Genomic DNA, 14272 nt, shown 5'->3' on the forward strand with positions numbered 1-14272 from the left:
TCTCATGACCCGCGCCGCCCTCTTCGACGTCGACGGCACACTCGTCGACACCAACCACCTCCACGTGACCGCGTGGTGGGAAGCCTTCCGGCAGGCCGGGCACCGCGTGCCGATGACGGCTCTGCACCAGGCGCTCGGCCTCGGCTCGACCGACCTGATCGCCCATGTGCTCGGAGCGGACCGCGACACCGCGGGGGACGCGGACATCAGCGCCGGCCACAAGGCCCTGTACGGCACGTACTTCGAGCGGCTGGACGCCTTCGGGGACGCGGCCGAACTGCTGCACACCCTGCACGGCGCGGGCTGGTCCGTCGTGCTCGCCACCTCGGCGGGCGGGCCGGAACTCGGCGCCCTGCTGGGCGCGATCGGGGCCGACGAGGCCATCAAGGACACCGCGAGCGCGGACGACGTCGAGGAGGGCAAGCCCGCTCCGGAGCCCGTACGGCACGCGCTGGAGCTGGCCGGCGCCGAGGCCGCGGACAGCGTCTTCGTCGGCGACTCGGTGTGGGACATGCGCGCCGCGCGCGCGGCGGGCGTCACCCCGGTCGGGCTGCTGTCCGGCGGCATCCCGCGCGCCGATCTGGTGGCGGCCGGGGCGGCGGAGATCTACGCGGACCCGGCGGAGTTGCTGGCCCGGCTCGGGGAGAGCGCCTTCGCCGGCGGGGCGTGACGCGGCAGCCGCACACACGGCGAACGCTCCCCGGCCGACCGGCCGGGGAGCGTTCGCCGGTTCGGACGTCTCAGGCGCTCGTCGTCGGTCCGGGGCGGCGCTGGTTGCCGGGGCCGACCGCGCGGTCGTTGAGCCTGCTGCCCCAGGCCCTGAGCCTCCTGGCCACCGGGCCGATGGGTTCGCCCGCCTCGTGCCCCTGGCTCAGGCCGGTGGGGCCGGACGCCTCGGGCAGGGCCTTGGCCACCAGCGTCGTGAGCTTGGTGGTCAGCGCGGGCGCGAGGCCGTGGGCGAGCCCGGCGGCCCGTGCCATCGGGGTGAGGACGAGCCGGGTGCGCCGGTGGCCCACGGCGCGCACGATCCGCCCGGCGGCGCGCCGGGCGTCCATCGACACGACGGGCGCCCCCGCGAGCGCGCTGAACCAGCCGAACTCGCGGTCCACGTCGCCCCCGAACTCCGCCTGGAGATGCGAGCCGGTGCGCATGAGGCCGGGATGGACGGCGGTCACGCTCACGCCGGGTCCCGCCTCGGCGTGCAGCCCCTCGGCCAGGGCGCCCACGGCGGCCTTCGCGCAGGAGTAGGGCAGCAGGTGCGGGACGGCGAGCAGGCCGCCCACCGACCCGATTAGCGCGAGGCGGCCGCCGGCCGGGCTCTGCCGCAGGTACGGCAACGCCTCCAGCGAGGTGTGCAGGGCGCCCTCGAAGATCGTGCCCATCGCGTCCTGGAACTGCTCGGCGCCGATGGCCGCGAGCGGGGCCACCTGGATGACGCCGGCGTTGGCGACGACCACGTCGAGGCCCGCGGCCTCGTGCGTGGTGCGCATGAGTTCCCGTACGGTCGCGCGGTCCCGCACGTCGCACACCGCGACCCGGACGGTGGCGGAGGTGCGCGCGCGCAGCAGTGCGGCGGCGCGCTCCAGTTCCTCGCGGTCGCGGGCGGCGATGGTGACGGTGGCGGCTCCCTGAGCGGCGAGCTGCTCGGCCAGCAGCAGCCCCAGCCCGCGGGAGCCGCCGGTGACGAGGGCGGAGAGGTCGTCGAGAGGGCGCGTACGGGAGCCGGGGCGTGTCATGGAGGGGCCTCCTGGTCGGGTACGTTCCGGGTTCCACCCTCGCAGCAAGGCATGCGCGCCGCCTGCCGGGAACCGGGCGCCGCGGCGGGCACGGCGCCCGCAGCGGCACGGCGCCCGCACCGGCACGGCGGAGCGCAGCGCGGGCGGCGGCCGCCCTCGGGTTCACCCGAAAGCGGCCGCCGCCCGCGCTCCTTCACCCGGTCGCTCTAGGAGAACGTGTCGACACCGGTCAGCTCGGCCGAGAGGGTCCACAGCCGGGCGGCCTCCTTCGGGTCGGCGGCGTACGCCCGTACGCCGGTGCGGCCCTCCTCGGTGGGCAGGGCGATGTCGCAGTCCTCCAGGTAGACCCCGCCCGCCCCGGCCAGACGCGGGGAGGTCGCGGCCCACACGGAGGTCGCCGCGCCCTGTTCGGGGGTCTTGAAGGAGTCGTTGACCTGCTTGCCGTCCTCGTCGATCCAGCCGAGGGCGACCATCTCCTCCTTCGGGAGGTGACGCTGGAGCGGGGTGAGGATGCCGCCGGGGTGCAAGGAGAAGGCGCGCACCCCGGCGTCCTTGCCGAGCGCGTCGAGGTGGACGGCGAACAGCGCGTTGGCGGTCTTCGCCTGTCCGTAGGCCTTCCACTTGTCGTAGCCCTGCTCGAACTGGGGGTCGTCCCAGCGGATCGGCGAGTTGTGGTGGCCGACCGAGGAGACCGAGACGACCCGGGCGCCGCCGTCGCGCACGAGCGCGGGCCGCAGCCGGTTCACCAGCGCGTAGTGGCCCAGGTGGTTGGTCGCGAACTGCGCCTCCCAGCCGGGGCCGACGCGGGTCTCGGGGGCGGCCATGATCGCGGCGTTGTCGATGAGGATGTCGACCGACCGGTCGGAGGCCAGGAAGCGGTCGGCGAACTCCTTGACGCTGTCGAGGTCGCCGAGGTCGAGGGCGTCCACCTCGGTGTTCCCGATACCGGCGAGGTTCTCCCGCGCCACCTCGGGGCGGCGGGCGGGGACGACGACGTGGGCTCCGGCGCCGGCCAGCGCGCGGACGGTCTCCAGGCCCAGGCCCGAGTAGCCGCCCGTGACGATCGCCAGTTTGCCGGTGAGGTCGATTCCCTCGATGACTTCGGAAGCGGTGCTGCGGGCGCCGAAGCCGGAACCGATGGGGTGCTGTGTGGTGGTCATGCCCTGACGCTACGAGTTGGAGCACCCTCCAAGTCAAGAGCGCCACGGGGCGGCACGCGCCGGGAGGCTCGCTGAGAGCAGTTCCCGCGGTGCGCGCAGCGGACGGGCGCCGGGTGCGCGGCGGCCGTGGCGCGAGCGCCGCCGCCCCGCCGGATGCCGCCGCTGCCCCGGTACCGCGTCCCGGTTACTCCGGGACCATGTTGAAGGTGTCCGGGTCCGGCCCGGTGCGCTCGTCGCGGTTGAGGGCGCTGATTTCCGCGAGGTCTCCCTCGCTCAGCTCGAAGTCGAAGAGGTCGAAGTTCTCCTCGACCCGCGACCGCGTCACCGACTTGGGGAAGACGATGTCGCCTCGCTGGAGGTGCCAGCGCAGGGTCACCTGGGCCGGGGACTTGCCGAGCCGTTCGGCGATGCCCACGATGACCGGGTCGCCCAGGACCTTGCCCTGCGCGATCGGCGACCACGCCTCGGTGGCGATGCCGTGCTCCGCGTCGAAGGCGCGCACCGTCTCCTGGGTGAGGTACGGGTGCACCTCGATCTGGTTGACGGCGGGCACGACGTCGGTGTTCTCCAGCAGCCGGCGCAGATGGTGCGGCTGGAAGTTGGAGACGCCGACGGCCTTGGCGCGGCCGGAGCGGTAGATCTCCTCCATCGTCTTCCAGGTCTCCACGAAGTCACCCACGGCGGGCAGCGGCCAGTGGATCAGGAAGAGGTCGAGGTAGCCGATGTCCAGGTCGTCGAGCGACTGCTGGAAGGCCACGAGGGCGTCGTCGTGGGCGTGGAAGCCGTTGTTCAGCTTGCTCGTGACGAACAGCTCGGAGCGGTCGATGCCGGATTCCCTGACGGCCTGGCCCACCTCCTTCTCGTTGCCGTACATCTCGGCGGTGTCGATGTGCCGGTAGCCGGTCTCCAGGGCGGCCACGGTGGCGTCCCTGGTCTTCTCCGGCGGGATCTGGAACACACCGAAGCCGAGCTGGGGGATCTCCACGCCGTTGTTCAGGGTGATGCTCGGTACTGCGGACACGTGCCTCTCCTCGGGTTGTCGGCCGGGCGGGCAGGGGCCGGGCCGGGGCGCGGCCCTCCCGTCGTCCAGTGGGGCACCTCCCCACCTCGCCAGCCGAAAAACATATTTTGTACAGCTTTGCCGCGTTTTTCCCGCTTGGCCAGCCGACGGCGGCCGGGACCGGCGGGTGCGCGGTGCGGTCACGGAACGTCCGCGACGCTCCGGGCTCTCTCCTGCCCGCGCCGCGCGTCACCACACGGTCGCGTCCTCCCGGCCCTCGCCTCCGGCCTGCGCCGGGCGGGTCACTCCTTGCCCCGGGCCCTCCGGAATCGCTCGACCCCTTCCGAGAGGCCGACGACGGGTTCCGGGTAGTCGTAGCGGTCGCGGTCGGCGAGTTTCCACGGCTCGTGCACCGCCGCGCCCCCGACCTCGCGCAGTTCCGGCACCCAGCGCCGTACGTACGCGCCGTCCGGGTCGTACCGCCTGGCCTGGATCACCGGGTTGAGGACCCGGTTGGGCCGCGAGTCGGTGCCGGTGCCCGCCGTCCACTGCCAGTTCATCTGGTTGTTCGCGAGGTCGCCGTCGACCAGGAGACTCAGGAAGTGCTCGGCACCGGTGCGCCAGTCCACGTAGAGCGTCTTGGTGAGGAAGCTCGCGGTGAGCAGCCGGCCCCGGTTGTGCATCCAGCCCTCGTGGGCGAGCTGGCGCATCGCGGCGTCCACCACGGGATAACCCGTACGCCCCGCGCGCCAGGCGGCCGTCTCGGCCTCCGCCCGCTCCCCGCGGCGCCAGCGGTCCCCCTTCGTGCGGTAGTCCCGTTCCGCGGCGGCGGGGCGGGCGGCGAGCACCTGATGGTGGAAGTCGCGCCAGCACAGTTGCCGCACGAACGCCTCGGCACCCGCTCCGCCGGCCGCACGGGCGCGGGCCACGCACTCCGCCGCGGACACCGCTCCGAAGTGCAGATAGGGGGAGAGCCGCGAGGTCGCGTCACCCGCCATGTCGTCGTGGTTCTCCTCGTAGGAGTCGATCCCCGAACGCCGCCAGGCGGCGAGCCGGGAGCGGGCCTCCCGCTCACCTCCCGCGGCGAGGCCGGGCGAGACGCCCGCGACCTCCTCGCGGCGCGGCACCGGCTCGGTGCGGACCGAGTGGGGGACGCGGACGGAGCGCGGCGCGCCCAGCGGTGTCCGCAGGGACTGCCCGGACCAGCGACGGAAGTACGGCGTGAAGACGCCGAAGTGGTCCTTGCCGCCCGGGACGACCTCGCCGGGGGGCACCGCGGTGACGACGGCCTCGTGCTCGACGAGTTCCCTGCCCTCGGCGGCGAGCGCCGAGGACAACCGCTCGGCCCTGCGCCGCGCGTAGCGGCTGACGCCTGCCGCGAGGTGTACCCGCTCGGCGTTCACCTCGGCAGCGACGGCGCACACCTCGCGGACCACGTCCCCGGAGCGGACCACGAGCCGGCCGCCGCGCTCGCGCAGCCCCTCGTCCAGGTCCGCGAGGCAGTCGGCGAGGAAGGCCGCGCGGTTGGGAGGGGCGAACCCCCTCGCCTCCACCGCCTCGTCGCGCACGAACATCGGCACCACCTCCCCGGCCTCGCGCAGGGCCGCGCGCAGCGGCGGATGGTCGTGCAGCCGCAGATCGGAGGTGAACAGGACGACGGAGGTACGGGCGGGCTGGTCTGGCATGGCGGGGGCGCTCCGGGACGACTGGACGGGACGTACCGGATGATGCCCCGGCGCGCGGCCGGCCGGGCGCCGCCACACGTGTGCGCCCGCCTCGCACACGTGCCCGTACGGGTCGCCGTACCGGGACGGGTGTATGCCCGCCCGGACGCTCGCCCACACACCGGGACGTCACGAACTGCCGGGCGTCGGGGAGTTGGCGGATCATACGGTATCCGGCTGCCCCCGCACGGCTGGATGGCAGAGTCCTCCGGACTCTCTTGACGCGAACGCGTCGGCCGGTATGGTCTAGTCCAAGTGGCCCAGACCTTTGGGAACTCCGTTGCACATGGGCGGAGTTCACTTGGACCGCGACCAAGTCCCTACGCACCTCTCGACCCCCCACTTGGAGAGGCCGGCCCGCCGCAACGGCGTCCTCGCACAGCCGGGCACGCGGGCAGACCTTGGTGAAGGAGTAGGCATGCACAGCAAAAGGAAGACCGCAGCGCTGATCGGCGCCGGCCTCGCCCCCGTCCTCGCGCTGACCCTGCCGGCCGCCTCGGCGAGCGCGCACGGCTACATCTCGAACCCGCCCAGCCGGCAGGCGCAGTGTTCGGCCGGCACCGTCTCCTGCGGTGACATCAAGTACGAACCGCAGAGCGTCGAGGGCCCCAAGGGCCTGAGCAGCTGCAGCGGAGGCAACAGCCGCTTCGCCGAGCTGGACAACGACTCCAAGGGGTGGGTGGCCACCCCGGTGAACAGCTCCACGCAGTTCACCTGGAAGCTCACCGCGCAGCACTCGACAAGCACCTGGCAGTACTTCGTCGGCGGCAAGAAGATCGCCGAGTTCAACGACAACGGCGCCAAGCCGGGAGCGACCGTGACCCACACGGTCAACTTCGGCAGCCTCAAGGGCAAGCAGAAGGTGCTCGCGGTGTGGAACATCGCCGACACCACCAACGCCTTCTACAACTGCATCGACGTCACCGTGAGGTGACACGCGGTGGTGCGGACGGGCCCCACACCCCTCGCACCGCTCTCCGCCTCTCTCCCACCCCCCACACCGGCGGGCCGCCGCTCGGCGCGGCGGCCCGCTGAAGGAGCGACAGCGTGCGCACACGCCTTCTCACCCTGCTCTCCACGGCCGCCTCGGCCGCCGCACTCACCGCGCTGACCCTGACCGGCTCGGCGGGCGCGGCCCCCGCGCCGCACACCTCGGCCGCCGGGTTCGTGGTCAGCGAGGCCCAGTTCAACGACATGTTCCCGGGCCGGAACTCGTTCTACACCTACCAGGGACTGACCGCCGCGCTCGACGCCTACCCCGGGTTCTCCGGCACCGGCAGCGACACGACGCGCAAGCAGGAGGCCGCGGCCTTCCTCGCGAACGTCTCCCACGAGACGGGCGGCCTGGTCTACGTCGTGGAGCAGAACACGGCCAACTACCCGCACTACTGCGACACCTCGCAGTCCTACGGCTGCCCGGCAGGCAACGACAAGTACTACGGTCGCGGCCCCATCCAGCTGAGCTGGAACTTCAACTACAAGGCGGCCGGGGACGCGCTCGGCATCGATCTGCTGAACAACCCCGACCTCGTGCAGACCGACGCGGCCGTCGCCTGGAAGACCGGCCTGTGGTACTGGAACACCCAGAGCGGTCCGGGCACGATGACCCCGCACGACGCCATCGTGAACGGCGACGGCTTCGGCGAGACCATCCGCAGCATCAACGGAAGCCTGGAGTGCGACGGGAAGAACCCCGCGCAGGTCCAGAGCAGGATCGACAGCTACACCCGCTTCAGCCAGATCCTGGGCGTCGACCCCGGGGCGAACCTGAGCTGCTGAACGGCGCACCGGTACCCGGCCGGGGCCGGCCCCCGGCAGGCGTACGCCGCGGGGCCGGCCCCGGTCGCGCCGGCCGGGAGCCGGGTCAGGAAGGTCCCGCTCCCGGCTTCAGGGAGGTGACGGTGAAGGTGTCACCGCACACCCGGAACGTCCCGCTGCGGGTCGTCATGGCCTCGCGGGAGCCCGGCGGATAGACCCGCAGGAGCTTGCCGGAGGGCCGGCACCCGCCGTTGATCCCCTCGTTGAGCGTGTGCACCACGCTGTACGCACGCGCCCCGGGGGCCAGACGCACCCCGCCGCCGCCCCCGCCCTCGCGCGTGGCCGGGGCGCCGATCTGCTGACCGTCGCCCGCGAGCAGCGACACCCCGGGGTAGCCGCTGAGCGTGCAGGACCGGCCCGAGGTGTTGGTGAAGACGAGCGAGTAGTGGACATTGCCCGCGCCCGTGTCCCCACGGCCCAGTTCCAGGCGCATCCCCGCCGAGGGACAGCGGTCTGCCGCGGCGGCCTTCTTCGAGGTGGGCGCGGCGGAGGGCTTGGTGGTGCCGGAGGCGGCGGGGGTGTCCGGCCCGGAGGGCGAGCTGCTCTGCGTCGCCGGGGGGCTGCTCTCCTTGGCCCCCGGGGGCGTACTCGGCGAGGCCGCGGGCGAGGAGGCGGCCGGTGGAGACGAGTCGGCCACGCTCTGCGTCGCGTCGCCGTCGCCCCCTCCCCCCGAGCAGGCGGCGAGCGCCGCGCCGAGCAGCAGGCACAGCGCCGGGGCGGACCCCCGGCGCAGCAGGGCCCGGCGCCCGCGACCGGCGGCGCGATCGGTCAGTGGCTCATGCACATTTCTCACAGTCCCCATAGTCGGCCTGTGCCCAGCACAGGGCCAGTCGAACCCGTACCGGTGGCGGCGCGGGAGGCTCCGGAGAGTGACGAAGCGTCTCCCGCGCCGGAAACCGCCGGTGGCGCGGGCGCCTCGCACCGGCGCGCCGGACGAGGTGCCGCGCGCCGGACGAGGTGCCGCGCGCCGGTGCCCGAAGCCGTGCCGGGTGGCCAAAAAGCCCGGCCACCCGGCCGTTCACGCGGTGGTGGGTCGCCGGTGGCGAGCCGGTGGTCAGGCTCCGGCGGCCTGGGGGGCCGGTTCCTGCGCGCGGGCCGCGTCGACATGCGTGTAGAACACGGACTTCTGCTGCTTGGAGCGGTGCACGAGCCCCTTGGCGACGAGCGCTTCGAGGGTCGTGCGCACGACGTTGCCCTTGATCTCCCGCTCGGGGTGTTCCTGGGCGAGCGTCGCGGAGACCTCGGAGGCGGACCTCGGCTCACCGTGGTCGGCGAGCTGACGGGCGATGAGCTCTCGCAGGGTGAGACGGGCACCGGTGGTGTCCTCGGCGGAGGCGGCGGTCTTGGCCGCGCCCTTGGCCGCGGACTTCGCGCCGGACTTGGCGCCCTTGGGCGCGGAGGTCTTCCTGGCGGCCCGGCCGCCCTTCTTCTCGGACGCCTTCCCGGCCTGCTTTCCGGCGGTCTCCGCCGCCGCCTCGGCACCGGTGCCCCGCGGCCTGCGCGCCCGGGGAACCTTCGGCGACTGCGGCTGCGCGGCCGTCGGCGAGGGGTCGGCCTTGGCCTCGTCCGGCGTGCCGGGGGTCTCCTCGGGCGCGGCCTGGGTGGTGCCCGCGCCGGCCGCGATGGCCTGCTGCACGCCTACCAGCATGGCCTGTTCGCGTTCGAGGACGGTGAGCCGCTCGCGCAGCTCGCCGATCTGCTCGCCGATCCTGGTCTGCTCCTCGACGTTGGCCTGGAGGTCTGAGGCCACTTTGGCCTCGTACTCGTTCTTGAGGTTCTGCGCCTCGGTGGAGTGTTGGGTCACGAATGGCTCGCTTCCTGCGTGGTGGTGGTGTGGCCCGGTCCTGCGGACCGGGTGGTGCGCGCGGCCGTCCGTGGTCCGGGACGCGTGTTCCTCGTGGGGCCGCCCGCGGTGCCCGGTCGCGTGCCGTCCGGCCGCGGGCAACCCCGCTCGAAGTGGCGCCAGTCAGCGGTGGGCGGGAGTGCGCGGTGGGCTGAGAGTACCCCCGTCGACGGCTTTCGTGGGCCGTGGGCGGTGAAGTGCACTCCCCAGGGGCCCACCGCGCGGTTCAGCGGGGCGCCCAGGTGTAGGAGTCCCCGCCCACCCACCGGACCTTGTCCGGGTCGTCGAGGTCCTCGGCGGTGTACCCGAGGCTCACGGCCACGGCCACGACCTCGCTGATCGAGGTCGCCTCTCCCACCACCTGTCCGTCCACCTCCAGCACCCGGAAGGGCGGATCGGCGGGTTGCGGAGCCAGGATCACCAGACGCGGGAGCTCGGCGCGGGGACTTTCTCTCTCTGTCATGACTTCAGCCGTTCCCCTGCCCGCCCGCGCGCATACGTCCCCCAAACGCCCGCCGGACACGTGCCCGGCGCGCCCGGACGATGGTCAACTGCGCTTTTCCGCCGTCGTTTTGGCTTCCGGCGCGATTGTCCGTACGATCCCACGATGATCATGAAGAAATACCTGGCGGTGGGCGCCTGTGGGCTGCTCGCCGCCTCGTTGACCGGGCTGCTGTCCGGTACGGCCGCGGCGGCCGGTGAGCCGGACACTCCCAGGGACGCGCCGAAAGTGGAACTCGTGCTCGACGTGAGCGGTTCCATGCGCACCCGTGACATCGACGGCGCCTCCCGGATGTCCGCCGCGAAACGGGCCTTCAACGAGGTGCTCGACGCGGTCCCCGCGGACGTGCGGCTGGGCATGCGTACCCTCGGCGCCGACTACCCCGGCGAGGACCGCAAGGTCGGCTGCAAGGACACCCGGCAGTTGTACCCGGTGGGCAGACTCGACCGGACCGAGGCGAAGGCGGCGGTGGCGACCCTCGCGCCCACCGGCTGGACCCCGATCGGCCCGGCCCTGCTGGGCGCGGCCGAGGACGTACAGGGCGGGGACTCCAGCCGCCGGATCGTGCTGATCACGGACGGCGAGGACACCTGCGCCCCGCTGGACCCCTGCGAGGTGGCCCGGGAGATCGCCGCGAAGGGCGTGCACTTGGTCGTGGACACGCTCGGCCTGGTGCCCGACTCCAAGACCCGCGACCAGCTCACCTGTATCGCCGAGGCCACCGGCGGGACCTACACGACGGTGCGGCACACGAAGGAACTCTCCGGTCGTGTGAAGCAGTTGGTGCACCGGGCGGCCGATCCGGCGGTGACCCCGTCGGCGGTCTCCGGCGCGGGCGACTGCGCGAAGGCACCCGAGCTGAGGGCGGGGCTGTACAGCGACCGCGAGGCGATCGGCGAGCACCGGTGGTACCGCGTCCAGGTACGCCCCGGCCAGGAACTGCGCGCTTCGGTGAGTGTGTCGGCGGACCGTGCGGTGGCGCCCGACTACGGCGTTCTGCTGCGTGCGCTCACGGTGCACGGCCGGGAGATCGTCCGGGGCGCGGAGGCCGGCACCGGCCGCACCGACGCCCTGTCGACGGGGCTGCGCTACCCGAAGCCGGAGCTTGACGACGTGGACGGTGAGGAGGCGCCGGCCGAGACGGTGTGCCTCCAGGTCTCCAACTCCTTCTCGTCCCAGGAGGCCGGGAAGAAGGCCCCCGGGCTGCCCGTGGAACTGACGGTGGATCTGGTCGACGGCCCCGACGACGGCGCGGATGTCGCCGCCTTCGGCCTGGGGCGCGGCTGGTGGCTGCTGGGCACGCTGGTCCTGGTGGGCCTGCTGACCGGACTGGTGTGGGGCTTCCTGTCCCGCTGGCGCGTAGCGGTGTGGAGGAGCAACTGATGGGCACGCAGCCACTGCGAGGCGACACCCCCGCACACCGGCCGGGACCGCGCGCCCGTCGCACGGTCCGAGTGCGGTGGGCCGCCGCGCTGACGGGGGCTCTGCTCGCGCTGGGCACGGCGGGAGGCGCGAGCGCCGACGACGCTAAGAACGAGGCACCCACCGAGGCCGGTACCTCCTTCCGTACGGCCACGGCGCTCGCCCAGGACCAGCGGGCGAGCGCGCACGCCTCGACCGGGGACTACCTGTACTGGGTGTTCCCCGCCGACACCGGGCAGACGCCGACGGTCACGACGACGGTGAAGCTCCCTCAGGAGACGGCGCGCCACGGCGCCTCGACCTGGCAGGTGGACGTGTACGACGGGCTGCGCCGCCGGCAGGCGTGCCGCTACGGCGCGCAGACCCGGACGGTGGCGCCCGGGGCGAGGTCGGTCACGCTCTCGTGCACCCTGCGCGTGGTGCGGGCCTGGGCCGAGCCCTGGTCGAACGACCCGCTGCCAGGGAGCTACTTCGTGCGGCTCACCGCGCTCGACGCGGCGGCGCGGGACCTCGGGCTGCCCGTGGACACCGAGATCGAGGTGGTGTCCGGGGACAAGGGCGGGGCGCGGGCGGTGGGCGGTTCGCTGTCGAAGCCGCTGGTTCCCGCCTCCGTACCGCAGGCGGTCGCCCCGGAGGACGGCTGGTCCTCGGGGTGGTGGACGGACCGCTGGCTGTGGACGGCGGCCGGTGGGGTGCTCGGCGCCCTCGCGGGGATCGGCGGTTACGCGCTGACCCGGGGCCGGGGACGCCCCTCGTACGTGCCGCCGAACGCCTGACCACCCCCGGTCGACGGGTGGGCCCCGTCCGGTGACCGGACGGGGCCCACCCGTCGGGGCGCCGCGGTCAGCGGCGCCCCGCGGCGGTGAGAGCCGCGCACACGAGACTGCCCGCGGCGGCGCCGACACCGAGGACCGCGGTGGCGACGCACCGGCGCCGCAGTCGCTCGTAGCGTGCGGTGTACTCGGCGCGCAGACTCACCGAGCGCTCCGCGATCCGGGTCAGCGTCTCCTTCGAGGCGGTCAGCCGGTCGGCTGCGTAGACCCGTTCCACGTCCTCACGCTGGGCGGTGGTCAGCCACGGCAGTTGTTCGCACAGCTCACGGGCGCGTTGCCGGGCCTGTGCCACCTCGGCGTTCCACAGGAGGTACCCCTCCAGCCGGACGAGGCCGCGCGCGCTGTCGGGGGTGGGCTGCTCCACGTCTGGCTCCTTGCTGCCGGCCGGACCCGCCTGGGCCCACAGCGGCTCAGTCCTCGCGGTGGTCGCGGTCGCCGGGGGCGATGGTGGCGGACTTCTGCGGCGCGTTGACCGCCTGGTCCATGGCACCGATCGCCGGGTGGTGCAGTTCGAAGGCCGGGGACTCGCTGCGGATGCGGGGCAGGGTGGTGAAGTTGTGGCGCGGCGGCGGGCAGGAGGTGGCCCACTCCAGGGAACGGCCGAAGCCCCACGGGTCGTCGACCTCGACCTTCTTGCCGTACCTGGCGGTCTTCCAGACGTTGTAGAAGAACGGCAGCATCGACAGGCCCAGCAGGAACGAGCTGATGCTGGACGTCATGTTCAGGGCCGTGAAGCCGTCGGCGTCGAGGTAGTCCGCGTAGCGGCGCGGCATGCCCTCGGCACCCAGCCAGTGCTGGACCAGGAAGGTGCCGTGGAAGCCGACGAACAGCGTCCAGAAGGTGATCTTGCCGAGCCGCTCGTCGAGCATCTTGCCCGTGAACTTCGGCCACCAGAAGTGGAATCCGGCGAACATCGCGAAGACCACGGTGCCGAAGACCACGTAGTGGAAGTGCGCGACGACGAAGTACGAGTCGGAGACGTGGAAGTCGAGCGGCGGGGCGGCGAGGATGACGCCGGTCAGACCGCCGAAGAGGAAGGTCACGAGGAAGCCGACGGCCCACAGCATCGGCGTCTCGAAGGACAGGGACCCCTTCCACATGGTGCCGATCCAGTTGAAGAACTTCACTCCGGTGGGTACGGCGATCAGGAAGGTCATGAAGGAGAAGAACGGCAGCAGCACCCCGCCGGTGACGTACATGTGGTGGGCCCACACCGTGACGGAGAGGCCGGCGATGGCGATGGTGGCGCCGATCAGGCCCACGTAGCCGAAGATCGGTTTGCGGGAGAAGACCGGGAAGATCTCCGTGACGATCCCGAAGAACGGCAGCGCGATGATGTACACCTCGGGATGCCCGAAGAACCAGAAGAGGTGCTGCCACAGCAGCGGGCCCCCGTTGGCCGGGTCGAAGACGTGCGCGCCGAACTTCCGGTCCGCCTCCAGGGCGAGCAGCGCGGCGGCCAGTACGGGGAAGGCGAGCAGGACGAGGACGGCCGTCAGCAGGACGTTCCACACGAAGATCGGCATGCGGAACATCGTCATCCCGGGGGCGCGCATGCAGACGATGGTGGTGATGAAGTTGACCGAGCCGAGGATGGTCCCGAACCCCTGGAAGGCCAGGCCCATGATCCACAGGTCGCCGCCGACCCCCGGCGAGTGCACGGCGTCGGTCAGCGGCGAGTAGGCGAACCAGCCGAAGTCGGCCGCTCCGTTCGGGGTGAGGAAACCGCCGATCGTGATGAGGGAGCCGAAGAGGTAGAGCCAGTACGAGAACATGTTGAGCCGGGGGAAGGCCACGTCCGGCGAACCGATCTGGAGTGGCATGATCCAGTTCGCGAAGCCGATGAACAGCGGGGTGGCGAACATCAGCAGCATGATCGTGCCGTGCATCGTGAACGCCTGGTTGAACTGCTCGGGTGACACGATCTCCAGACCGGGCCGGGCCAGTTCCGCGCGCATCACGAGGGCGAGGACGCCGCCGATGATGAAGAAGCTGAACGACGTCACCAAGTAGGAGGTGCCGATCATCTTGTGATCGGTGGTGGTGATCCAGCGGATCACCCAGCCTCCGGGATGCCGCCTCACGGGTGCGGGAGGCGTCGGGGGGAGGGTGTCCACCCGGGTGTCTGCCGAGCTCACTCGGTCTCCATTCGTCATGCGTCAGGCGGCGTTGCGGGAAGACCCGACTCGCTCGTATGGCGAACGAAGCCTATAAATACGGATACGCCGGACATG

At 72.4% G+C, this 14272-nt stretch carries 14 protein-coding genes; 5 read left to right on the forward strand and 9 right to left on the reverse strand.

Going from position 1 to position 14272, the window contains the following annotated elements:
- The first annotated feature begins 4 nt into the window (after window positions 1-4).
- Window positions 5-670, forward strand: coding sequence for an HAD family hydrolase (locus ACFYMP_RS16060; RefSeq protein WP_388856836.1), 666 nt, complete (start codon window positions 5-7; stop codon window positions 668-670).
- Between the two features lie 70 nt (window positions 671-740).
- Here the strand turns inward: ACFYMP_RS16060 and ACFYMP_RS16065 are convergent, their stop codons facing one another.
- From ACFYMP_RS16065 to ACFYMP_RS16080, 4 genes are all read right to left on the reverse strand, one after another.
- A complete protein-coding gene (locus tag ACFYMP_RS16065; protein WP_388856837.1) occupies window positions 741-1736 on the reverse strand; it encodes an SDR family NAD(P)-dependent oxidoreductase in 996 nt (331 codons plus the stop codon).
- A 206-nt stretch (window positions 1737-1942) separates the two neighbouring features.
- Entirely contained in the window at window positions 1943-2896 is a 954-nt protein-coding gene (locus ACFYMP_RS16070; RefSeq protein ID WP_388856839.1) for an SDR family NAD(P)-dependent oxidoreductase, read from the reverse strand.
- 184 nt (window positions 2897-3080) lie between these two features.
- Window positions 3081-3917 carry an aldo/keto reductase gene (locus ACFYMP_RS16075; RefSeq protein ID WP_388856842.1) on the reverse strand — a complete coding sequence of 279 codons (837 nt, stop codon included), beginning with the start codon at window positions 3915-3917 and terminating at the stop codon, window positions 3081-3083.
- Between the two features lie 281 nt (window positions 3918-4198).
- Window positions 4199-5581, reverse strand: a complete 1383-nt coding sequence (locus ACFYMP_RS16080; protein WP_388856845.1) for a cryptochrome/photolyase family protein — start codon at window positions 5579-5581, stop codon at window positions 4199-4201.
- A gap of 457 nt (window positions 5582-6038) precedes the next feature.
- Here ACFYMP_RS16080 and ACFYMP_RS16085 point away from each other — a divergent pair, with 457 nt between their 5' ends.
- A complete protein-coding gene (locus ACFYMP_RS16085; protein ID WP_388856848.1) occupies window positions 6039-6554 on the forward strand; it encodes a lytic polysaccharide monooxygenase auxiliary activity family 9 protein in 516 nt (171 codons plus the stop codon).
- A gap of 113 nt (window positions 6555-6667) precedes the next feature.
- The gene (locus ACFYMP_RS16090) at window positions 6668-7399 is read left to right on the forward strand and encodes a chitinase (protein ID WP_388856850.1); all 732 of its coding nucleotides are present in this window, start codon (window positions 6668-6670) and stop codon (window positions 7397-7399) included.
- An 85-nt stretch (window positions 7400-7484) separates the two neighbouring features.
- Here ACFYMP_RS16090 and ACFYMP_RS16095 read toward each other — a convergent pair whose 3' ends face one another.
- The 3 genes from ACFYMP_RS16095 to ACFYMP_RS16105 form a co-directional block, all read right to left on the reverse strand.
- Window positions 7485-8222, reverse strand: a complete 738-nt coding sequence (locus ACFYMP_RS16095; RefSeq protein ID WP_388856853.1) for a DUF4232 domain-containing protein — start codon at window positions 8220-8222, stop codon at window positions 7485-7487.
- A gap of 270 nt (window positions 8223-8492) precedes the next feature.
- Complete coding sequence (locus ACFYMP_RS16100; RefSeq protein ID WP_388856856.1) at window positions 8493-9242, reverse strand: BlaI/MecI/CopY family transcriptional regulator; 750 nt, start codon at window positions 9240-9242, stop codon at window positions 8493-8495.
- Between the two features lie 265 nt (window positions 9243-9507).
- On the reverse strand, window positions 9508-9744 hold the full coding sequence (locus ACFYMP_RS16105) for a hypothetical protein (protein ID WP_388856859.1): 237 nt from the start codon (window positions 9742-9744) through the stop codon (window positions 9508-9510).
- A 144-nt stretch (window positions 9745-9888) separates the two neighbouring features.
- Here ACFYMP_RS16105 and ACFYMP_RS16110 point away from each other — a divergent pair, with 144 nt between their 5' ends.
- Both ACFYMP_RS16110 and ACFYMP_RS16115 read left to right on the forward strand, forming a co-directional pair.
- Window positions 9889-11166, forward strand: a complete 1278-nt coding sequence (locus ACFYMP_RS16110) for a VWA domain-containing protein (protein WP_388856862.1) — start codon at window positions 9889-9891, stop codon at window positions 11164-11166.
- Window positions 11166-11981 carry a hypothetical protein gene (locus ACFYMP_RS16115; RefSeq protein ID WP_388856865.1) on the forward strand — a complete coding sequence of 272 codons (816 nt, stop codon included), beginning with the start codon at window positions 11166-11168 and terminating at the stop codon, window positions 11979-11981. The genes ACFYMP_RS16110 and ACFYMP_RS16115 overlap by 1 nt, the downstream gene beginning before the upstream one ends.
- A gap of 67 nt (window positions 11982-12048) precedes the next feature.
- Here the strand turns inward: ACFYMP_RS16115 and ACFYMP_RS16120 are convergent, their stop codons facing one another.
- On the reverse strand, window positions 12049-12402 hold the full coding sequence (locus ACFYMP_RS16120; protein WP_388856868.1) for a hypothetical protein: 354 nt from the start codon (window positions 12400-12402) through the stop codon (window positions 12049-12051).
- Between the two features lie 46 nt (window positions 12403-12448).
- On the reverse strand, window positions 12449-14194 hold the full coding sequence (gene ctaD, locus ACFYMP_RS16125; protein WP_388856871.1) for a cytochrome c oxidase subunit I: 1746 nt from the start codon (window positions 14192-14194) through the stop codon (window positions 12449-12451).
- Window positions 14195-14272: the final 78 nt, after the last annotated feature.

Origin of the sequence: Streptomyces sp. NPDC007088 (assembly GCF_042869355.1) — a bacterium.
In the GTDB taxonomy this organism is placed as follows: Bacteria; Actinomycetota; Actinomycetes; order Streptomycetales; family Streptomycetaceae; genus Streptomyces.

Bases quoted from the DNA above. Each gene is read 5' to 3' on its own strand.
- ACFYMP_RS16060 (WP_388856836.1), top strand. From the start codon at position 5: ATGACCCGCGCCGCCCTCTTCGACGTCGACGGCACACTCGTCGACACC.
- ACFYMP_RS16065 (WP_388856837.1), bottom strand. From the start codon at position 1,736: ATGACACGCCCCGGCTCCCGTACGCGCCCTCTCGACGACCTCTCCGCC.
- ACFYMP_RS16070 (WP_388856839.1), bottom strand. From the start codon at position 2,896: ATGACCACCACACAGCACCCCATCGGTTCCGGCTTCGGCGCCCGCAGC.
- ACFYMP_RS16080 (WP_388856845.1), bottom strand. From the start codon at position 5,581: ATGCCAGACCAGCCCGCCCGTACCTCCGTCGTCCTGTTCACCTCCGAT.
- ACFYMP_RS16085 (WP_388856848.1), top strand. From the start codon at position 6,039: ATGCACAGCAAAAGGAAGACCGCAGCGCTGATCGGCGCCGGCCTCGCC.
- ACFYMP_RS16105 (WP_388856859.1), bottom strand. From the start codon at position 9,744: ATGACAGAGAGAGAAAGTCCCCGCGCCGAGCTCCCGCGTCTGGTGATC.
- ACFYMP_RS16110 (WP_388856862.1), top strand. From the start codon at position 9,889: ATGATCATGAAGAAATACCTGGCGGTGGGCGCCTGTGGGCTGCTCGCC.
- ACFYMP_RS16115 (WP_388856865.1), top strand. From the start codon at position 11,166: ATGGGCACGCAGCCACTGCGAGGCGACACCCCCGCACACCGGCCGGGA.
- ctaD (WP_388856871.1), bottom strand. From the start codon at position 14,194: ATGACGAATGGAGACCGAGTGAGCTCGGCAGACACCCGGGTGGACACC.